Annotated in this window: 12 protein-coding genes; 7 read left to right on the top strand and 5 right to left on the bottom strand. The window is 39.6% G+C overall.

What is annotated here, in order from left to right:
* Positions 1-22: 22 nt before the first annotated feature.
* A complete protein-coding gene (locus KZC02_RS18260; protein ID WP_221390016.1) occupies positions 23-2,053 on the bottom strand; it encodes a DUF3857 domain-containing protein in 2,031 nt (676 codons plus the stop codon).
* A gap of 205 nt (positions 2,054-2,258) precedes the next feature.
* On the opposite strand from KZC02_RS18260, the gene KZC02_RS18255 reads away from it, so the two are divergent.
* Positions 2,259-3,350 (top strand): Gfo/Idh/MocA family protein, encoded by a 1,092-nt coding sequence (locus KZC02_RS18255; RefSeq protein ID WP_221390015.1) that lies wholly within the window; start codon positions 2,259-2,261, stop codon positions 3,348-3,350.
* Positions 3,351-3,903: 553 nt separating this feature from the next.
* On the opposite strand, the gene KZC02_RS18250 is transcribed toward KZC02_RS18255, so the two are convergent.
* The 3 genes from KZC02_RS18250 to KZC02_RS18240 all read right to left on the bottom strand — a co-directional run bounded on the left by KZC02_RS18250 (position 3,904) and on the right by KZC02_RS18240 (position 6,868).
* Positions 3,904-5,901, bottom strand: a complete 1,998-nt coding sequence (locus KZC02_RS18250; protein WP_221390014.1) for a M12 family metallo-peptidase — start codon at positions 5,899-5,901, stop codon at positions 3,904-3,906.
* A 24-nt stretch (positions 5,902-5,925) separates the two neighbouring features.
* Positions 5,926-6,387 (bottom strand): hypothetical protein, encoded by a 462-nt coding sequence (locus tag KZC02_RS18245; RefSeq protein ID WP_221390013.1) that lies wholly within the window; start codon positions 6,385-6,387, stop codon positions 5,926-5,928.
* Positions 6,388-6,583: 196 nt separating this feature from the next.
* Positions 6,584-6,868: a hypothetical protein gene (locus tag KZC02_RS18240; RefSeq protein WP_221390012.1), complete on the bottom strand. Its 285-nt coding sequence runs from the start codon at positions 6,866-6,868 to the stop codon at positions 6,584-6,586.
* A 762-nt stretch (positions 6,869-7,630) separates the two neighbouring features.
* Here KZC02_RS18240 and KZC02_RS18235 point away from each other — a divergent pair.
* From KZC02_RS18235 to KZC02_RS18210, 6 genes are all read left to right on the top strand, one after another.
* Complete coding sequence (locus KZC02_RS18235; protein ID WP_221390011.1) at positions 7,631-10,762, top strand: TonB-dependent receptor; 3,132 nt, start codon at positions 7,631-7,633, stop codon at positions 10,760-10,762.
* 71 nt (positions 10,763-10,833) lie between these two features.
* Positions 10,834-12,285 carry a RagB/SusD family nutrient uptake outer membrane protein gene (locus tag KZC02_RS18230; RefSeq protein WP_229254401.1) on the top strand — a complete coding sequence of 484 codons (1,452 nt, stop codon included), beginning with the start codon at positions 10,834-10,836 and terminating at the stop codon, positions 12,283-12,285.
* A 605-nt stretch (positions 12,286-12,890) separates the two neighbouring features.
* The gene (locus KZC02_RS18225) at positions 12,891-16,124 is read left to right on the top strand and encodes a TonB-dependent receptor (RefSeq protein ID WP_221390010.1); all 3,234 of its coding nucleotides are present in this window, start codon (positions 12,891-12,893) and stop codon (positions 16,122-16,124) included.
* A gap of 35 nt (positions 16,125-16,159) precedes the next feature.
* Complete coding sequence (locus KZC02_RS18220) at positions 16,160-17,734, top strand: RagB/SusD family nutrient uptake outer membrane protein (RefSeq protein ID WP_221390009.1); 1,575 nt, start codon at positions 16,160-16,162, stop codon at positions 17,732-17,734.
* A 186-nt stretch (positions 17,735-17,920) separates the two neighbouring features.
* The gene (locus KZC02_RS18215) at positions 17,921-19,927 is read left to right on the top strand and encodes a sialate O-acetylesterase (RefSeq protein ID WP_229253661.1); all 2,007 of its coding nucleotides are present in this window, start codon (positions 17,921-17,923) and stop codon (positions 19,925-19,927) included.
* Positions 19,928-20,014: 87 nt separating this feature from the next.
* Positions 20,015-21,028 carry a two-component regulator propeller domain-containing protein gene (locus tag KZC02_RS18210; RefSeq protein WP_221390007.1) on the top strand — a complete coding sequence of 338 codons (1,014 nt, stop codon included), beginning with the start codon at positions 20,015-20,017 and terminating at the stop codon, positions 21,026-21,028.
* Positions 21,029-21,082: 54 nt separating this feature from the next.
* Here KZC02_RS18210 and KZC02_RS18205 read toward each other — a convergent pair whose 3' ends face one another.
* Positions 21,083-21,862 (bottom strand): TIGR00266 family protein, encoded by a 780-nt coding sequence (locus KZC02_RS18205; protein ID WP_221390006.1) that lies wholly within the window; start codon positions 21,860-21,862, stop codon positions 21,083-21,085.
* Positions 21,863-21,900: the final 38 nt, after the last annotated feature.

Below are 21,900 nucleotides of genomic sequence, written 5' to 3'. Positions count from 1 at the left end.
ATTAAAAAAATCCAAACTTATTTCATTTCGCTTTTTTCTTAATAATTACCGGCTGTGCATGTTTCTGAACAACCCTTTCAAAGAATTCTTTCAGGTTTCCATATTCCTCAGGCATGAATCGTAATTTACTAACCGTTACACCGGTATTTACCTGAATAATATCTCCTGTCTGTTTAACCTGATAAACAAATTTTCCGGCTTTTTCAGGCAGCAGAATCACTTCCGACTTAGGCATTTCGTCAATCACGTATCCTTCCGGCAACTTAAAACTTCCGATAAAAGAAGCTGAAATTCCACTTGTAAAATCCAGCGGATAAATACGTTCAGGAGATTTCAATGGGTTTTCGACCCACCTTCCTGCCAGAACCGGATTGAAATAGAATATATCGGCAGACGCATTTTCATCCTCAATCTCAAAATTGCAGGTCACGTTAACCGTACCACTCAGATTATCACTTTTATTGTTGACCTTGAAATCCTGAATTTTCCACTCAGGGACTTTCTTTTTAAAATCATCTTCATAAACGCTTCCTGCTTGTTTTACATATTTGTCCCGCCAGCGTAAAGCTTCGTATCCGCCGTACGAAATACTATAATCTCCTTTTATGGTTCCGTCTTCCGGGGATATGGCTGCATGGATCATTTCCAGTTTACTCTGCATATCTGATGGAGTCAATCCAACAAAACGGCCATTTCCTTTTTTGGGAACAAACCGCCCGACTCCATTAACGGCATGTTCAGGCAATAATCCTGGTTTGGCATATAGCTGTGTAGCATCCAGAAAATATTCTTTTTCACCAATTTTCACATGGCTTACCACGTAATTGAAACTTTCGAGCATCGGGATTTCCTGATAAACCTGTCCGTTAGACCGCGTGCTGAGTACAACGGGGTTACTTTCCAGATCCAGTTCCCGTAGTAAGGTTGTCAGGTTAAGATTAATATCACTGGTATTTCCTGATTTATTGTCATAAGCTTTTTTTACTCCTTCTTTTGATCCAATACCATTGTATCCATCCCATTTCATCGCGTTCTGCATGTGTGCATAGGCCAGGTGCATTCTTTTCTCCGGATCGGTGGTTTTCGCTGCAATCTCATCCCTTATAACTTTCAAATGAGAACTTTTTCTAAGCTCTCCCCCAAACCAGGGAACATCATTTAATGTTTCTTCTACATTTTCCCAGGTACGGGAATAGTGCTTGATTATTTCCCCGGGAACAGATACGCTTGCCAGTTCGAAATCTATTTTGGATAAATAATCAGAAGAAGTAGTAATAAACGGCTCGTTGACAAATGAAGGTGCGTCTTTCACTACAAAGCGATAAACAAGCCCGGTTCCATCATATCTGGAATGACCCACAGGTACACTTTGTTCATCCTGATTTCTGATATAAAGGGGCAAATAACCGCCCATCGTCATTTTGTATTCAAGAAAACGCGGAATGGCAATACGGTATTCACTCCATTTGAACGGAATTGATCCCTGGAAAGTCCAGGTATCAGGTTTGTCACGCAGGGTAAATGGCGTAGTGCGGGTATAAAAATATTCTATAACAGATCCCTTTTTTACGCCTGGAAGATTGAATTTGATTGCTTCATAATTGTCAGAGATTTTTTCTCTTTTTATTGATTTTTTATCCAGAGGAACCGTAATAATCTGTTTGCCTTCAAGATTATAGGTAAAGCCTTTCAGATCATCAATACGCTCGGCTTTTTCAAAATTACTATCGTTATAGCTTAATGAAACCGAAGCCCTGTCCAATGCTGATTCTTTAAGGATTTTAATCCTGGCCCAGCAATCCATGGTCATGACAATTCCCCTGCGTTCATCATAACTAAACTTAACATTGGCATAATCATACAGATACACAGCGTCTGCCGTACTGTCTTTATCATAAACAGTCATTTCCACTGACTCCCGGTCAATGATTCCGAGTTTTGGTTTAAAATCTTCCTGAGAAAAACTGCTGAAAGAATAAGTGATAAAAATAACGCAAAGAAATGCAAGACGTATCACAGCTGAGTAGCTGCATTTTAGTAGAAGTAAGTTCATTTTGATAGATAGGGATGCAATTTTCCTGCATAGTTGCAATTATTAGCTCAAATTTCAAAAATCAATTTGTAAGAAAACACTGCCGTAAAGATTAAAAAGGTCTTTTGAAGCAATTAATCGTTATTTTTGGGATTTAAATGCGCTTATTTTTGTTAAAATTTAATATTCCTGATAACCCAAAATCATTAAACATTATTTATTTATTATGTCATCTTCTCAAAATCAAGAGCCATTTCGTGTACTTGTTGTAGGTTGTGGTAATATGGGGGCTTCCCATGCATTCGCGTACCAGTTGCTGGATGGTTTTGAAATCTGTGGTATTGTCTCTACCGGAAAAAGCAAGGAAATACTGAATGAAAAATTAGGCGGCGGTTATGCATTGTACAGCGATTATGAAACGGCACTTGCTGAAACCAAACCGGATGCTGTTTGTATTTCCACTTATCCGGATACTCATGAAAACTTCGCGATCCGTGCACTGGAAAGTGGTGCCCACGTATTTATAGAAAAACCTCTGGCCGATACGGTTGAAGGAGCAAAAAGAGTGGTTGAAGCTGCCAAGGCTGCCGGCAAACAGGTTGTAGTTGGTTATATACTGCGTGTACATCCATCATGGGAACGTTTTATTGCTGAGGCACAAGGACTTGGAAAACCGTTGGTAATGCGCATGAACCTGAACCAGCAAAGCCATGGATACATGTGGGGCGTACACCGTAACCTGATGAAAAGCCTGAGCCCGATCGTGGATTGCGGCGTTCACTATATTGATGTAATGTGCCAGATGACGCGTTCGAAACCACTTCGCGTAAGTGCAATCGGAGCCCGCCTGACAGAAGATATTCCGGCCACTAATTATAATTATGGCCAGCTTCAGATCTGGTTTGAAGATGGTTCGGTAGGCTGGTATGAGGCTGCGTGGGGGCCAATGATCAGTGAAACTGCATTTTTTGTAAAAGATGTCATCGGGCCAAAAGGATCGGTATCTATCGTCGCGAAAGATGCGGGAGCAACAGGAAAATCATCGTCTGTGGAAGCACACACAAAAACTGAATCGATACGCGTCCATCATGCTGAACTGAATGAAAAAGACGAATTTGTGCATCAGGATACCTGGATCAATCTGGAAGATGAACCGGATCACCAGGAACTTTGCAACCGTGAACAACGCTTTTTCCTAAAAGCAATTCAGGAAAATACTGATCTGAGCGATCACTTGCTTGATGCTGTTACAAGTTTACAAATTGCATTTGCCTGTGATGAGTCAGTAAGGACCGGAAGAACGGTTGACCTGGTTTAATATTTCTGATAAATAACAGAAAATTATTAATGCCCTGTGAAGCTTTGTTTTAAAGCGTTTCACAGGGCATTTTGTTTGGACTGGTAGTAGAAAAAAACCACTAAAATACAACATTACAATATTGTCGCAACGGTTTTATTCATACCTGTATGCAGCTACAATCAATTCTTAGTACTTACAACTTTTCGGTTAAATCAGCTGAACAAAAGGAAAAGTTCATAAAATTGATTTCAGTGAGCAACGATCTATATCAACCTTTGAAATGGAAGCAATTCTGTAAATTTTTAAGGGCTAAGAATTGTTTATTTCCCAATAACTCTACATCAAATTGATTTTACGCGAGTCGTGGGGAAAATTGTACGTTTGAGTAATTGAGCCCTACTTTATGCGGCGGCGTGGCCGACCAGGCTGCTACCGTACAATCTTTCAATCTAACCCAGAATTATACTTTTGAGCAGTTAGGCTCAAATTGCTATTATAAATTAAAAAGAGAAAGTACAAAAGCGATTACACTTTTGTACTTTCTCTTTTTAATAAAACTTTCAACTTAAATTCAATGTACGATAAGTACATGCTTTTTAATTAATCGTCTTCCGTCATTAATATTTATTAGATAAGATCCGTTTATCAAACTTCTTGAATCTATTTTAATTTCTTTATTATTTGACTTCCCTTGCCATATCATTTTACTATTGGATTCTTTATAAAGAGAAGCATCAAATTCATTTGCATTTTGAAATGAAGTAAGCTGTTTGTTTTCTTCACTAGGTATTACAATTATATTTTCTGAAGCTGGATTTGGAGAAACCACAAAAAGTGCTCCGGAATTACAGCCTGCAAATGAAATGCTTTTAAATACTGTTTTTTGCTGGCTTCCACTTGTAACTACCAACTGTAAACTAAAATTTCTATTGTAGGTTTCATCGTTGTACATTGCAAATGAGCTACCAATTCCTACCTGCACTGTAACGCTATTTTCAATAATAGACCATTGATAAGTATAAGTACCCGTTCCACCAGTAGCACTGGCAAACCACTCTCCTCTTTCACAAGCTAGCGGGAAGCCCGGACCAGTTATATCGGCGTTTAAAACTGGTATTCCAGGCTGAGATACATCTAAATTGTAGTGCCCTTTTGATTCATTATTTGGATAAGCACTTAAATTTTCTATTCTCAACCGATAATTAACATTAGCAGTTAGTACACCTGTGGTTATTGCCGAAAATACGGTACTTGAACTGGTATTATCATTCTGAAATAATTGAGTGGTTCCATTATCAGCAAACAACGTAATACGTGTATTAGGTTGTGGCTTTCCTGTAACGGCGGAAGTTTGAAATTTTACTGCAATATTGGAAGTAGGGCGAAATAGTACCCAGTCCACATCCAAAGCCGTACTGCCCGGTTTCCAATGAAACGCCCGGTACTGTTGTTGGTTTAATAATATGGATTGAGCATTCTGAAAAAAATTGTCATTTTCCCAAAAATCAACATCTGCATTCTTATAAAAAGAAACCGGTTTCTGATTGTAATGTCTGGTTGGATAAAAAGAAGTCATATAACTTTGTGCAAAAGTATACATAATTCCCCTTTGCATCTTACTAAAAGTATTTCTGCATTCCCAGCGTGTGTAAGACATATAATTACGTGTCGGTGGAGTCCAGGCAGTCCCCCAATTATCTGAACCTGTACCACTATACGCACACCCTACTGTGACAATGTTTCTATTTAATTCCGGATCAGCTTCTGTATCTGAAATCATATCTCCGTTAATTACACACTTTTTCTTTCCTATTGTTCCAAAGCAACCTATTGCTTGTGTTTTAGTCCTGCTAACAGATTCCTGATAACAATCGTTGGCTCCTGCATTATTTGAAGCAGTAGAAAGTCTTGCACTTTCATGTGTATGGGTTAAGCCTAATACATGTCCTAGTTCATGTACCATCGTGCTTACCATTTGATCATCACCGATTAATGCTGAAGGATTACCAGCTTCTGTAATTACAGCAAAGTTATATCTTGTAGACTTCCATGGAAATGAAGCTTTTCCAGCATAGTTAGCGCTATTTGTTCGGGTTATATGAATACTAATCGCATTATCATCATGATTTGTCTCAAACATACTTGCTGTTTGACCCGCAGTATTGATGAGCTCATAATACGTCGTATTACTGATTCTTGTAATCTCGTTTTTTAGGTATAATTTTATTTGTACACTACTATTTGCTAAGGCCGTATTCATCAAATTAATCAACCTTTCAGCCCTTTCATCAGTAATACCACCAACACCAGCGTTATTTCTATATATGTATACATGAACAGGAATAACAAAAGCTTCATTAGCTATACCTCTACATGTAGGACAACTACCAGCTTCTACACTATCCGCTTTATTGATTAAGATTTGATTGTTATCATAATATAATTGTGAAATTGCAGCAAGTGAGTCTATTTTTTCCGTACCGCAGGAAGGTGCAATTTGCCCGGATATATCAAAATGTATAATTAAATTCAATAGTAAAAATTGCAAACCCTGTAAATTTTTTTTCATGATCAAATTGTTTATTGTTGAGTATTATTTAACTAAAGTGATAGCCCCTGTTTCTGCTGATCGTAACAACTCCTTTCCGTTAAAAGAAAAATATGTGTAACTGTAAGTGGTAAAACACTTCGATTCATTTTTTTGATAGGATACCAATAAAGTATCGGTATCGTTCTGGTTGAGATGCAGGTATAATTGTGAGCTGCCGCTGTTGTTAATAGCACAATCTGCCTGAAATAATATTCCTTTTAAAATTTCATTATATTCTCTGCTGTAAATAATCTGACTCGTTTTATCAGTATCTATAAGTTGAATAGAATCAACGGAATACCGTGGATTAGGGCCTGAAACCAAATCTTCTCCTGACTCGTTAACTATTTCAAAACGTATTGGAAGGGGTTGAAAAGGATCGACATCAGAACATTCATCATCACATCCCTGTAAAATCAAAACAATTGCAATAAGCTTAAACAAGTTACTTATTTGAATTTTCATCCTTGAAGTATGACTAGTTATAACTAGTAGTCACAAAGATAAATTTAACTTTTAATATTAGAATAAAAAATATTATTTATTTAAGATTTAAATCTTTACATTTTCCATATTTTACTTAAAACTGGTTTTTGCTTAGGCTTAAATCCAATTGAGGTTACATAGGGGCAATTATGCTTATTTGTAAGAGTAACATTACCTATAAATACAGCCCCTTCCCAAACTCTTTCATTGCTTTACGGATTTCTTTGTTTGATAAGCCGCTGTATTGAATTTGCAGTATCCTGGACTTGTGAACGGGGAGCTTCCTAAGTTTCCAGTATTTGGGATGAGTAATACCAATAGGTGGATGAAAATTATTCTCATTGGCTTCTTTAATCAGCACATTGACTTCTAATTGAGCACCGTCCTGGCTTTGTTCTTGCTCCGCAATGATTTTTACAGATCTGCTGGTCTGTAAAAGTATTATTTTTTCCTGTTTCATTTCGCCTTTCGTTTGCGTTCCAGTATGTAGGGCTAAATGACTCAAACGTACACTTTTCCCCGCGAGTTGCTCAAACGGTTTTAGTCATACCTGTATGCAGCTACAATCAATTCTTAGTACTTACAACTTTTCGGTTAAATCAGCTGAACAAAAGGAAAAGTTCATAAAATTGATTTCAGTGAGCAACGATCTATATCAACTTTTGAAATGGAAGCAATTCTGTAAATTTTTAAGGGCTAAGAATTGTTTATTTCCCAATAACTCTACATCAAATTGATTTTATGCGAGTCATGGGGAAAATTGTACGTTTGTGTAATTGAGCCCATTATTGCAATCATTTGCTAAAAGTGTCAATAAAACACTAAATTTTAAAAAACGTATATAAATACCGTTCGTTTCATCATTTTATCTGCTTGAACTCCTTCTGTATCAGTTGTAAAATTTTTGATCGTTGGGTAAAGTCGTAGGTATAATTGATTGCTATTTCTCTTATTATGCTAACTTTATATAACTATATTGATTAGTAATTATCTTAATCAAACAAGAAAATAGTTTACTGATTGAAAATTGCAAAACGGATCACTGTTTCCCAATTGGCATTTTTTACGAGCAAGTGGAAAGAATTGGTCTGCGTAACCGGAATTGTTCAATTTACTTAACGCTAATTAACTCAGTATGCCCATGAACTACACCTCAACCTGACAATCCTCACGTATCTGTGCCGCTGTAATCTCAATTACTTAACGCTAACTAAACTCAAAAATGAAAAAGAAAACTACCAAACCGGGCATAAATCCGGTCGGATTTATGCAACACGCATTTTTTATTCTTTTCCTTATGATTGTGTGTGTGTGCTTTTCAGGTAATCTTTCAGCAAGCAACGCTGATCCAAAAGAAAAAACAGTAAAAGGAAAAATCACTGATTCTGCCAATAACGCTCCACTGCCAGGTGTCAATATTATTGTAAAAGGAACAAGCCAGGGAACATCTTCCAATTCGGAAGGGACTTATGAAATAAGCGTTGCTGACGACAATGCAATCCTGGTTTTCAGCTTTGTTGGTTATGAAAGGCTGGAAATGCCGGTTGGCAGCCAGACACAATTAGATATATCCATGAAAGTTGATACCAAAAGCATGGAAGAAGTCGTCGTGATCGGATATGGAACAGTACGTAAAAGTGACCTCACAGGTTCTGTGGGTGCCATCAAGGGAGAAAAACTTCTTGACCGTCAGGCCATCAACGTTGCTCAGTCTTTACAGGGACGAATTCCTGGTGTGGACGTTTCCGTTAACTCTTCGGCTCCCGGTTATCAGCCAAGGGTTCGTATTCGTGGTGTTGGTTCTATTAATTCCAGCCTCGAACCGCTGTACGTAGTTGACGGGATCGTGGGTGTTAGCAGCCCTAACCTTCTCAATCCAAATGATATAGAATCCCTGGAAGTCCTGAAAGATGCTTCTGCTACGGCTATATACGGAGCCCGCGGTGCAAACGGCGTAATTATTATCACAACGAAACGCGGCAAATCGGGTGCTACCCAAATTTCTTATGATGTGTGGGGATCGTACATAACTCCTGCCAAAATGCTTGGAACACTTTCTGCCGATGAATTCATGAAGGTGTATAATACGGCTTTCGATAATGCTGAAAAATATGACCCGCAGGGATTTGCTGATGGAAAATATGTACGTAATCTGCCTCAGAATTTCCCAAACCTGTTTGATGCCAGTGGCAAACCATTGTACAATACAGATTGGGAAAAAGAGATTTATAAACCAACAGGCGCTCAGAACCATGAACTAAGCGTACGCGGCGGATCAGAAAAAAGTGTTTACAGCCTTTCTCTTGGTTATACCGACCAGAATGGTTTGATGCGTAAATCTTATTTTGAACGCTATTCGGTTAAACTGACGCTGGACAACGATGCTACCAAATGGCTCAAAGTGGGCGGAAGTATTTTTCTTAACAAAACCAAAACCAATGAAATTGACGGAAGTTCGGGTGGCCTGAATGTACCGCGGATGGTGATGGAAGCATTGCCGATCCTGCCGATTCAGTATCCTGATGGCAGCTGGGGACGGAATAAAGACTGGCCGGGAATGGAAGGTGGTGAAAATCCGGTCAGGATTACGGAGCAGCGTTTGCAAAGCAATCCCAAAACCCAGGTGCTTGGACAAATTTATTCAACATTAAAATTCACACCCGACCTGACACTCCGTACAAATTACAGCTTTGAACTGAAATTTGAAAAGTTCAATTTCTATTCGGGCCGTGACCTGAATGCATTGTCTGCTGACCAGAAAGGTGTAGCGAGTGTTTCTTCAAGAGACGAGTTTTACTGGCAATTTGAAAACTACCTGAATTACAACAAAACCATCGGTACCAACCATACAATTTCCGCGTTGGCCGGTTTGTCGTGGCAAAAACGATCCTGGGAAACATTCGGTGCTTCGGCCCAAAACTTTATTGACGATTACTGGGGATGGCATAATCTGGGAGTAGGAACAAGTTTACAAAAACCTTACTCTGAAGACCAGGAATGGTCACTTAATTCCTATTTCGGAAGGCTGAATTATAGTTTCAAAGATCGTTACCTGATCACCTTCACCGGCCGTTACGACGGAGCTTCCAAATTTGGGGCCAATAATAAATATGCGTTTTTCCCGTCAGCGGCTGTTGCGTGGAATGTGAGTGAGGAAGAATTTATGAAAGGGATCGGTGCAATTTCCTCATTGAAACTTCGGGGTAGCTATGGAAAAACGGGTAATCAGGAAATAGGCCAGTACAGGTCACAGCAATTCCTGGGCACAGGTGATGTGCTGCTGGGCGGTGTCCGTCAGACCGGTATCTGGAGAAATTCGTTTGGTAATCCCGATTTGCGCTGGGAATATACCAATCAGCTTGATCTGGGAATGGATGTCAGTTTGTTCAAAAACCGTGTGGACCTGACCTTTGATTTTTATCACAAAACAACCAAAGATCTTTTGCTTGATGCCCCCATTCCATGGTCAACCGGATTAAGTGTGGTAACACAAAATATTGGTTCGGTAGAAAACAAAGGATTTGAGATTGGCCTGAATACAAGAAATATTTCGAGTGAAAAATTCAACTGGTCGACCAATTTTGCTTTTTCTACTAATAAGAACAAAATCCTGAAACTGGGTGCCAATAACGATGATATATTCCCCGGCCCATGGTTTCTTGGCCAAACGAATATTCTCAGAGTCGGGAAGCCAATCGGAACCTTGTGGGGATACAAACGGCTGGGCACTTTCAGTACGGACGAAGCTGAACTCGCAAAAACGTACAATCGCTTGCCCGGAGATCTTAAATGGGCAGATATCAATAATGATGGCAAGATTGATGGCAGCGATGAAACCATTATCGGGCGTTCTTATCCCAAGTGGAACCTGAATGTCGGCAACACCTTTCAATTGGGCAAATTTGACCTTTCTGTCGATATCCGGCTGGTTATGGGCGTAAATACAGTGAATGCGACCAAACACTCTGTGGAAGACCGCCAGGCAATTGCAAGCAGTGCCAGGACAGTGCTGAACGCATGGACACCTGAACATCAGAACACTTACATCGCCCAGATCCGCCATTACAATGCAGGATATGACACACACATAGACGACTGGTGGGTAGAGGACGGTTCATTTATCCGTGGCCAGAATATTGTGCTGGGTTATACACTGCCTAATGATTTCGGTAAAGTGAAGTTTCAGCGATTAAGGGTGTATGTGAGTGCGCAAAACTTCTTTTTATCCAGCAATTACTCCGGATATGATCCGGAAGCATTGACACCGTTTGGCGGGCCACTTAATGCAAACATGGAATTTTTTCAATATCCACGTCCCCGTACTTACAACGCGGGCCTAAACGTAACATTCTAAGATCATGAAAAAGACAATTATATATATCAGCCTTTTAACAGGATTGGCAACATTTTCCTTGTAGTGATTTCCTGGATGAAAACCCGACCGGATCCTTAACTACTTCTTCACAGGTATCAAGTGCAGAAATTGCCAGGGCTTTTGTTGACGGAGCCTACTCCACGATCGGTACTTTTAACGACGGAGGCGGCGGATGGGGTGGAAACAATGCATCTGTGACGGAGTTTATGACCGGAAAAGCTGATGGCAATTCGCAAACCGAAGCATTTAAATTTTACGACCTCGAATACGACGCACGTGCTTTTTACATAGATAACTGGTGGGCAGGTATGTATTCGGGAATAGCAAGGGCCAACCTGGCGATCCAGAAAATTGGCGAGATCGGTACGCTTCCTGCTGCAACCAAAACCAGTATGATTGCCGAAGCCAAAACGATGCGCGCTTTATACTATTTCCAGCTTGTCCGCAGATATGGTGATGTCCCCAAGTTAACCACTTTGGTAGAATCCCTGGATGATATACAAACACCAAGATCGCCGGCCAAGGAAATTTATGACGAGATTATCATTCCTGATTTGCTGGAAGCTGAAAAAGCAACTCTGGAATGGCGTGATGTGAGCGGCAGGGTTTCTATGGGTGCCGTGAAAGCATTGCTGGCAGATGTGTATCTTACCTACGCCGGTTTCCCCGTCAAGGCCGGAGACCAGTTTTACGCTGAATCGGCAAAGCGGTCCAAAGAACTGATCGACAATGGATCTTATACATTATTCACAGAATACACCGATATGATTGATCCTGCAAACCGCAATACCAAAGAGTTTATTTTCCAGGTACAGCATGAGAAGGATATCAGGCATAACGGTATGACGCCCGTAACATTACCAACCCTGCGTGGAATTGCCGCGTATTCTGATGAGTACGGCGGACTTACACCCAGGAAAGAATTTGTGGAAAGTTTTGCAGCCGGGGATAAACGCAGGGAGGAGAAACAATTTTTCTATACTTTCTATAAAGGCCATCCGTCGGATTATCCGGATGGTGACCCAAGGCGTATAAAGCTGGATCTGGGAGGTTATTATATCTACAAATGGTTTGACAAACAGGCCATAGATAATGATGCCAAGTCTAATCTCAATTATACCATTTACAGATATGCCGATGTGCTCCTGATGTATGCCGAAGCCTCAAACCGTGCGGAAGGAAAACCAAATGCGCAAGCCATGAAAGCCCTGAACGACGTTCGGAGCAGGGCAAAATTACCGGCAGTAACGACAGTAAATGTCAATGAATTTGAAGAAGCTGTCTGGGCCGAGCGATACTTTGAACTATGTTTTGAAGGGAAAATGTGGTTTGATATCATCAGGACAAGGAAGGTAAGAAACGACATCACAAAAAAGTGGGATAATTTCGTTGGACATACTACCATTTACGGAAAAACCTTTTCTGAAAAGAACCTGCTGTTCCCGATTCCAAAGCGTGAAATAGATAATAATAGCAAGCTTGTCCAGAACACCGGATTTTGAGATTAGCCATATTATTATCCATAGAATGTCATTCATACTGTCCTGATGGTTACTTACCTCAGGACAGTATTTTTTCTACAAATTGAGAAACAAATACCTGAATTACTGTTACTTATAATATACTCTACTGAAAATTATGCAAACGTTTGCATAAATAATTCTGTTTTTAATTCCTTTTCTATTTAAATATTATTGTTAAATATTATAATATTGCAACGCTATTTTAATAAAAATATTAAAATCTCATTTAAATCAGGTCTCCTTTTGCCGGCTGATCTAATAAATTTGAAAGCAGGCTGAGATAAATTGTATATCAAATCATCAAATTAACAGTCAAGTTATTTTTCTGTTACCAATCCAAAATTTATCATAATTCATGTCCATGTCACTTTTGACAACTACACGAAAAGATAATTTATTCCATAAAATATTGTACTAATTAAATATATTTTATCACTAATATTTCATTTTATTTATTCACCTAAACCCTTAATTATTCAAGCATGACCGAAAAAAATTACGTGATTAAAAATTACAATTGACTGGCAGACGAAAAACAATGTCCTTTTTATGAAAAAACATTTAAATATTTAAAACCTAATAATATGAGACATACCAGTACCAAACAATGGATACCTCGTATGAGGAGTATCCGTAATTCATTGGTTCTTTTGCCTGCACTCTCGTGCTCTTTTGTGGCAATTGCCAATACCACTACTAAAATAGAATACACGGCTGTCATCAATGCAGACAGAACTATCAAAGGAAAAATAACAGACAAAAGTAATAACGAAGGCTTACCAGGTGTAAACGTCGTTGTGAAAGGAACCAGTGTAGGAACTACCACAGACGGAACCGGAAATTATACCATTTCTGTGCCTGATAATGGTGGAATTCTTGTTTTTAGTTTTGTTGGTTATGTAAGCCAGGAAGTTGCGGTAGGCAATAAAAGTGTTGTTGACCTGGCTATTGAATCAGATACAAAAGCCCTGAGCGAAGTAGTTGTCATCGGTTACGGTACTGCTAAGAAATCGGATTTAACCGGTTCTGTTGGCTCGGTTAAAGAAGAACAATTGAAAGAACGTCCTGCTCCGTCATTAAACCAGGCTTTGCAGGGTAAAGTGTCAGGGGTGCAGGTAAACGTAAACTCAGGTCGTCCGGGCGGAAGAAGCAACGTTCGTATCCGTGGTTTCAGTTCTATCAACTCATCCAACAACCCATTGTACGTTGTGGATGGTGTGATGCTTCCGCAGGGAACTCAAAACCAGTACAGTTCAGCTATTGACTATATCAATCCAAATGATATCGTTTCTGTTGAAGTACTGAAAGATGCGTCTTCTACGGCTATATATGGTGCAAGAGGTGCAAATGGTGTAATTCTTGTTACAACAAAAAAAGGAAGATCAGGTGAAGGAGTTGTTACATACAATGTGGATGTGAGCGTTCCTACAATAGGCCCGAAAAGACCGCATGTACTGAATGCACAGCAATATCTGGATGTGGAAGATCTTGCTTATAAAAATATCGCAAAGTTTGACCCTTTAGGATGGGCTTCAGGAAAGTATGCAAACTTAAATCCTCAGACGCGTAGAGCTGCTTTCAGTCTGGCGCATCCTGATGTATTTACTTTGGCTGCTGACGGTAGTTACAAACCAAATTATGACACAGACTGGTTCAAAGAAGCAACTCAGAACAAAGTTTCTCAAAACCATCAGCTGGGTTTCAGCGGCGGAAATGAAAAAACGACTTATGCGCTATCTCTTGGCTATCGTGACGATCAGGGTTTACTGAAAGAATCGTATCTAAAGCGTTATTCAACACGTCTCAGCATTGACGATCAGGTAAAGAAATGGATGAAGATCGGAGCTACTTTGAGTTATAACAATCAGAGTGAAAACCTGGTTGATATCAATGATGCAGTTCCCCGTCAGATGGTTGAAGATTTCCCTTTCCTTCCTGTAAGATATCCTGACGGTACTTTTGCCAATAACAGGGATTATCCTCAGGCAGAAGGTTCTTTCAGTTCCATCCACAGATTAAACGGCCGCAAGTATATTGTAAACACGGCTACTACATTAGGAAGTTTGTATGGCAATATTACACTTGCAAAAGGTTTGGAATTACGTTCTGTATTGGGTATAAACGTAATAAATCAGGAGGTAAACCAATCTCAGACACGTACTTTGGCCATATCAGAATTTGGTACTGCAAGAAAAGAGAACAGAAAAGAAACTTTCTGGTCATGGGAAAATTACCTGACCTATAACAAAACAATTGGTATTCATGCATTCAACGCACTTGCCGGTATTTCATGGCAGAAAACGGATATTGCTACAACAGGTGTAGGTGTTCAAAATTTTGCAACGGATTTCTTTGGCTATGATAATTTAGGTGCCGGTGCTAACTTACCTTCCAACCCAATAGCATCTAATGCACAAAGCTCTGCATTTAATTCATACTTTGGACGGATTAACTATACGTTACTTGATAAATATCTCTTCACAGTGACAGGACGTGCAGATGGATCTTCTAAATTTGGGGAAAACCATAAATTCGCATTTTTCCCATCTGCTGCCCTGGCATGGAAAGTATCGGATGAAGAATTCCTGAAAGGAAACCCAATCATTTCGAACCTGAAAGTTCGTACAAGTTATGGTTTGACGGGTAACTCTGAAATTCCTCCTTATTCTTCACTTTCGCTTTTAAGTTCTACATATGCAACTGTATATGGCGATACAAGAGTGAGCGGAACAGGTATCAACAGATTACCTAACCGTGACTTGAAATGGGAGAAAACGGCACAGACTGATGCAGGCCTTGAAATTAGTTTCCTGAAAGGCAGAATTTCCGTAGAAGCAGATTATTATTACAGAAAAACAACTGATATGCTTCTGGATGCTCCTGTACCACGTTCAAGCGGTTATGCTGTAATCAGAAAGAACATCGGTTCTATGCAGAATAAAGGTTTCGAATTTACTCTGAATACAACTAACATTGAAAGAGGCGACTTCACATGGAATAGCAGTTTCAATGTTTCATTAAACAAAAACAAAGTACTTTCACTTGCTACACCATCCGATATCTTCGGTGTGGGTGGGCCTAACTTTACAAACCAAACGGGTATCATCCGTATCGGACAGCCTGTTGGATCATTCTGGGGACTTATTCGTGAAGGAACATGGAGCGAAGCTGAAAGAGATGATGCTGCGAAATTCACCAGTTATCGTAACAATTTAACGATGCTGCCGGGAGATATTAAGTATAAGGATATCAACGGTGATGGTGCAATTACGGATGCTGACCGTACCATTATCGGAAATGGTAGCCCGAAAGCATGGGGTACATTCTCCAATACAGTTCGTTTCAAAAGCTTCGATCTTACCTTTGATGTACAGTATTCGTATGGTAATGATGTAATGGATATGACGCTTCACCCAAGTGAAGACCGCGTTTCTATTGCTAACAGTTATACTACTGTTCTGAATGCATGGACACCTGATAACCAGAATACACCAGTCGCTCAAATTCGTGAAACAAGAGCAGGGTATGTAACCAACGTAGATTCTCACTGGATTTTTGACGGATCATTCTTACGTGGAAGAAACCTATTGCTGGGTTATAATTTCCCATCAGAGATGGTAAGCAAAATAAAACTAAGCAAATTAAGAATCTATGTTTCTGCTCAGAACTTCTTCCTGCTGACTAAATATCCACATGGAGATCCTGAGGTTACGCCTACAAATGGTGATCAGAACAGCAACGTATTTTCACAAGGTATGATCTGGCACGGCTATCCAAAACCAACTACTTACATGGCTGGTTTACAGATCGCATTTTAAGTGAGCCCATTAATTTATCTTAAAAAACATTGATTATGAAGTTATATAATTTGAAAAAAGTAGCCTGGGTTTTTCTCTGCGGAGCCATTTTACTTGGTCCAACGAGCTGTTCAGACTTTCTGGAAGAAGAAGATCCCTCTAACTTAACACCGGAAAGTTTTTATACAATACCTGATCATGCTGAAGCCGCTATTGCTGCAACTTATACAGGTCTGCGCTTTTATGGTGAAGGAGCAGGGATTTTCTCAGCAAACTGGCAAATGCTGGAAGCAGTTACAGGAACAGCAACAACAGAAACCGGTCAGAATTCGGATTTAAATAACCTTTACTCGCTGACTTATGACGGAAACACCGCTCATATAAATAACTGGTACAATGGTTTATACCGAATTATTGCCAACGCCAATCTTGCTTTAGAAAAAATCCCTACAATTCCATTTTTAGCTCCTGCAACAGAAGCACAAAAAACGAAATTGTTGGGTGAAGCACGTTTTCTTCGCGCATGGGCTTATTTCTATGCAGTCCGACTTTGGGGTGATATTCCATTGATTACTTTACCTCAAACAGCAGACTCAGAAGATTTTATGCCTTCGCGTGCTCCACAGGAAGAAGTATATAATCTGATCGTTGAGGATTTGCTGGCGGCAGAAGCTGCTGGTATGCCTATGACAGATGTAAGTGGACGTGCTACAACAATTGCTGTTAAATCTTTATTGGCAAAAGTGTACCTGACCATGGCTGGTTTTCCGCTGAGCAAAGGTGCCTCACATTACAAGCTGGCTGCAGATAAAGCTCTGGAAGTAATTACTTATGCCAAAGCAAATCCTACATTGGTAAATCTTTTCAGTACTTATAAAGAAGTTCATCAGGAAAGTCTTAAAAACAGGCTGGAGCATATATTCATGATCCAGTACAATATCTCTGTTGCAGGTAATCCTCTGGGCGACTATTTACCGAACTTCAAACCGGTTACTTATTCAGGTCCGGGTGGTACAGGAAGTACAGTTCCAACGCCTTCTTTTTATAACTCTTTCGAAAAAGGAGACCTGCGTACTATAGATCAGGAAGGATGGTTTTATACCACTTACTTTACTAATGGTAACGGTGCGAGGTTTAATCTTGGTGCTCCATATGTTTTCAAGCACTTTAATCAGACTGCAAATGGTTCTGAAGGTATTCCGGGCTCACGTAATAACAACCTGAACGTTCCTTTGATTCGTTACGCAGAAATTCTTTTGATCTATGCCGAAGCACAAAACGAATTGGGTGCACCTAATCAGGAAGCGTATGATGCTTACAAAAAAGTGCATGACCGGTCTAAATTAGTTACTCCAGCTTTTGGAACTTTTACGCAGGCATCTTTCCGCGATGCGGTTTTGAGAGAACGCTGGTATGAGTTTGCTTACGAAGGCATTACCTGGTTTGATATGGTTCGCTTACGTAAAGTGTTCAATGAAAAAACCAAAGGATTCGACAACTTCGTTGGCCATCTTAACCTGAATGTGGGAGCTGGTGTTCCATTGCTGGAAAAACATTTGCTGTTCCCTCTTGGAATCCAGGAAATGAAAAACAACCCTAATCTGACACCACAGAATCCGGGATATAATTAATTAAGCGTTTAAGTTTTTATTCAGGGCCGGCTCATTAGTGTAAAACTAAGGGCCGGCCTTTTTTGTAAAATCCAGAGTGGAAAAATTCTCAGGATCAAATTCAACTTAATTTCAGTTATAAATGAAATTAAGAATTTCATAAAAGGATATATGCGGAAATGGATCGTTAATAATAATAAACATAGCTTGTTTAATCGTGTTGGTTACATTCTGATACTTCTATTATGGACTACTGTTTTACATGCACAGCTCACTATTACCAGTCCGGTCAACAATCAGATTATTCAGCGTGACACCGCAGGAATTGCCCATATTGCCATTACCGGTTATGCTACGATTCCCTATTCAAAAATAGAAGTTCATCTTACACCCTTTGAAAAAAATCCTTATCCGGCAAAGAAATGGCTGTTTACACAAGATCAGCTAAGCCAGGGGTTTTTAAGTGCATACTTACAGGCAGAAACCGGCTGGTATCAATTGAAACTTTTAGGGCATAGAAATGACAATACTGTTGATTCAGCGACTATATCCAGAATTGGAGTGGGAGAAGTTTTTTTGATTGCTGGTAATTCTAATGCAATGGGCCTGCCCAATTTGGGAGCCAAAAGCACTTCTGAGCAGGTTATTTCTTTTAACACAACAAATAAAACCCTGAATCCTGAAAACATAACCGTAGCACCGAATGAACCGATGCAAATTCCTGCCTTTGAACCGATAAATAGTAAAAATCATATTTTCCCATCAGGAGAAACGTCCTGGTACTGGGGAGAACTGGGTGAAATGCTTTCCCGAAAATGGAAAACACCTGTCCTATTTCTGAACGCAGCATGGGCAGCAGCCAATTCTGAAAACTACCGGGATGCGGCTTCGGGAAAAGACGCCTACAATCTGTATGTAGGAAAAAACTGGCCGAACCGCCAGCCTTATACCAATCTGGTCAATACAATCCGCTATTTCAACTCGTGGCTTGGGATGAGAGCTGTTTTATGGTCACATGGTGAAAATGATGCCCAGCTAAATTTTACAGAAGACGCTTATTTCAGCAATATTAAAACCCTGCTTGACAACAGCAGAAAAGATACCGGGCACAATATTCCCTGGATTATTGCCAAAAATTCCGTGAGTACTTCTTTGGACAAACCGTATTTGCCTGTGATTAATGCGCAAAACAGACTTGCTTCTTTAAAAAATTTCAACACATTTTCCGGCCCGGATCTGGATACGATCCAGGTTCCGCGCCTTGCTCACGGGCATTTTGAAAATGTTTCAGGAGGACTGCAGGGATTAACATTGGCCGCCACAGCCTGGAACCGCATTTTATCTGATTCTGTACTTCGTGCTGTTATTCCTTTACAGCCTGCATATGCAATGCATACAGGTGTAGTTCCATATAATGCATTTCCAGGCGCAGATTTCACTTTACCATATCAAATTACAGGTAAAGAAAATATTACCATTCAGGCTGAATTATTAAATGATGAAGGAAAATTTGTAGCCATTGCGGGTACTGGAAATGACAGCCCACTTCATATCAAACTCCCTTCAAACCTCAAAAATGGTATTTACAAAATAAGGCTGACAGGATTGAACCCGGTTCTGCCCGGAAGTATTTCTACCTCATTTTATGTCCATAAAGCTTTGCATAAAATTGAATTTGTCAATACGATCTCAGCAGAACCCACTGAAAAAGAAATTCAGATTTCGTGGCTTATGGCCGCCAATCCTGAATTAAAAACAATGGTTGTACAAAAAACTACAGATAACCGTAATTATAGTGACCTGGAAAGTTTCGACCCCGTGGACAATGAAACTAATTCACATATCTATACTTATTCAGATCTCAATACCGGTGAAAGTAGTATTTTTTACAGGATTAAGCTAGAATATAAAAATGGAGAAACGACTTACTCAACCATAGTTGCGGTTTTTCAGGAAGGCGGCCCGCCAGATTTTATCGTTTTTCCTAATCCGGTTAATGGCCAGCAATTTTATTTAAGGCCAGGCAAGCCGACAACCAGTTTCCATTGTTCACTATTTGATACAAGAGGCAAAGCACATGCTTTATTTTTCACACAACGTGACGTAATCGGATTGATAGTCGCACGGCCATTCTATCATTTGCCAGCAGGAAATTACATTTTGAAGATTACGACCGATTCGGGGAGCAGCACCCAGACTGTTATCTTTAATTGATTTATAATTAAATTGATTAATATTAGTATCATTCCAACCTTTTCTGCTCCATATTTGTCAATAAAATGAACACCTTACTACTTGGAAATGAAAAACAACTACCAGTTTGTATTATTTATTTTGTTGCTGATTTCCTGTAAAAATGGGGATAATCCAGATCCCGACAAAAATGCCCGAAACCACGGAGAACTTTCAGAAATTGTATTGAAAAATTACTTTATCACTGCCATTGCATTTGATAAAAACGGTACGGCCTGGCTGGGAACTATTAACCAGGGACTGATAAAATATGATAGAGAAATAACAACAGTGTATAATTCTTCCAATTCATTGCTAACCAATGCTTCCATCAATGATATCCAAATTGATAAGGCCGGAAATGTATGGATAGGAAGCGACGACCTGATCAAATATGATGGATCAAAATTTACGAGATATGATGCCAAAACCTTCGGTTTACAAAAAAATTATGTTGGTTCAATTGTAATTGACAATGCCGAAAATATTTGGTTTTCGTGCAGTAGTTTTAAGTCAGGCGGATTGGTAAAATATGACGGAACAAAATTCACTGCTTTTACCCCGGAAAACTCCAGATTACCTGGCAATCTAATTCAAAGCATGACGATTGATCAGAATGATAATATCTGGCTGGCAATTAATGACGGTATAAATAACCTATCACTTACACGGATTTCCGGTAATCAAATGACTGTATTTGGCCCAAACGAAATTGGCTTTACACCATATTATTTTGGTAATGTTGTTATTAACAAACAAAACGAGCTGTTTATATCTCTCAGTTATGGACTTTCAAGTACCATGAAAACTGGCCGTCCGCAAATTTTTAAATTCAATGGAAACAAATCTACAATTCTGAATCTGCCTGATGAAAATGCTATTATCTATAATACACAAAGAATTTTTACAGATAAAAATGATCAGCTCTGGGCTTCGTTTTCAGGAGAAAAAGATTGCGGAATTTTTATAAATAATCAATGGGATTTCAAAACTTTAGGTACTGAAGGAATCTTCGCTTTCGGGCAAAATCCGGAAGGTGAAATTTGGCTGGGAACTGGTAAAGGCGTGTATATTTTAAAATAAAAAGGCAAGCACCCAAGTACTTACCTTTTTTAAAAATATATAAATTGAACCTTATTAATCTTCGAATAAACTTCCTAGCCCACCAATGATAGAGCCGCCTTCTTTTCTGGCATTTCCTCCGCCAATAGACAATCTCTGAATTAGTTTGGAGATTGGCATAGATTGTATCCAAACCCGTCCTGAACCGCGAAGCGTTGCCAGAAACATACCTTCACCACCAAAAACCATGGATTTCAATCCGCCGGAACGCTGAATGTCGAAGCTCAGCGATTGTTCGAAAGCAACGACGCAACCAGTGTCAATTCTCAGCATTTCATTGTTCAGCTGGCGTTCAATGACTACTCCGCCTGCATGGACAAAAGCCATTCCATCCCCTTTTAACTTTTGCAGGATAAATCCTTCACCTCCAAAAAGGCCCGATCCAAAACGCTGGTTAAAATGTATTTTCATACTCGTTCCCAGAGCGGCACACAAAAAGCCATCCTTTTGTACGATCAGTTCGTTACCATAAATTTTGGACAGGTCAATAGGCATAACCGTTCCGGGATATGGTGCCGAAAAAGCAACCTTTTTCTTTCCGATTCCACGATTGGTAAAGTGGGTCATGAAAAGCGATTCACCGGTGATAACACGCGTACCTGCCTGAAATATCTTACCCATAATACTCTGGTTTGCTTCCGAGCCATCACCCATTTTGGTCTGGAATTCAATACCGTCTTCCATAAAAAGCATCGCACCGGCTTCGGCTATTACCGTTTCGTTGGGATCGAGTTCTATTTCTACAATCTGGATATCGTCGCCGATGATTTTGTAGTCAATTTCGTGTGAGATCATTTTGAAGTATAAAGTTTATATATCCATAAATTAAACAG

The sequence above is a fragment of the Dyadobacter sp. NIV53 genome, assembly GCF_019711195.1.
Classification (GTDB): Bacteria; Bacteroidota; Bacteroidia; order Cytophagales; family Spirosomataceae; genus Dyadobacter.
The sequence above is the reverse complement of the archived record's forward strand: the minus strand, read 5'-3'. Positions and strand labels throughout refer to the sequence as shown.

Coding starts and splice junctions, on each gene's coding strand:
- KZC02_RS18260 (WP_221390016.1), bottom strand. CDS start 2,053: ATGAACTTACTTCTACTAAAATGCAGCTACTCAGCTGTGATACGTCTT.
- KZC02_RS18255 (WP_221390015.1), top strand. CDS start 2,259: ATGTCATCTTCTCAAAATCAAGAGCCATTTCGTGTACTTGTTGTAGGT.
- KZC02_RS18250 (WP_221390014.1), bottom strand. CDS start 5,901: ATGAAAAAAAATTTACAGGGTTTGCAATTTTTACTATTGAATTTAATT.
- KZC02_RS18245 (WP_221390013.1), bottom strand. CDS start 6,387: ATGAAAATTCAAATAAGTAACTTGTTTAAGCTTATTGCAATTGTTTTG.
- KZC02_RS18240 (WP_221390012.1), bottom strand. CDS start 6,868: ATGAAACAGGAAAAAATAATACTTTTACAGACCAGCAGATCTGTAAAA.
- KZC02_RS18235 (WP_221390011.1), top strand. CDS start 7,631: ATGAAAAAGAAAACTACCAAACCGGGCATAAATCCGGTCGGATTTATG.
- KZC02_RS18225 (WP_221390010.1), top strand. CDS start 12,891: ATGAGACATACCAGTACCAAACAATGGATACCTCGTATGAGGAGTATC.
- KZC02_RS18220 (WP_221390009.1), top strand. CDS start 16,160: ATGAAGTTATATAATTTGAAAAAAGTAGCCTGGGTTTTTCTCTGCGGA.
- KZC02_RS18210 (WP_221390007.1), top strand. CDS start 20,015: ATGAAAAACAACTACCAGTTTGTATTATTTATTTTGTTGCTGATTTCC.
- KZC02_RS18205 (WP_221390006.1), bottom strand. CDS start 21,862: ATGATCTCACACGAAATTGACTACAAAATCATCGGCGACGATATCCAG.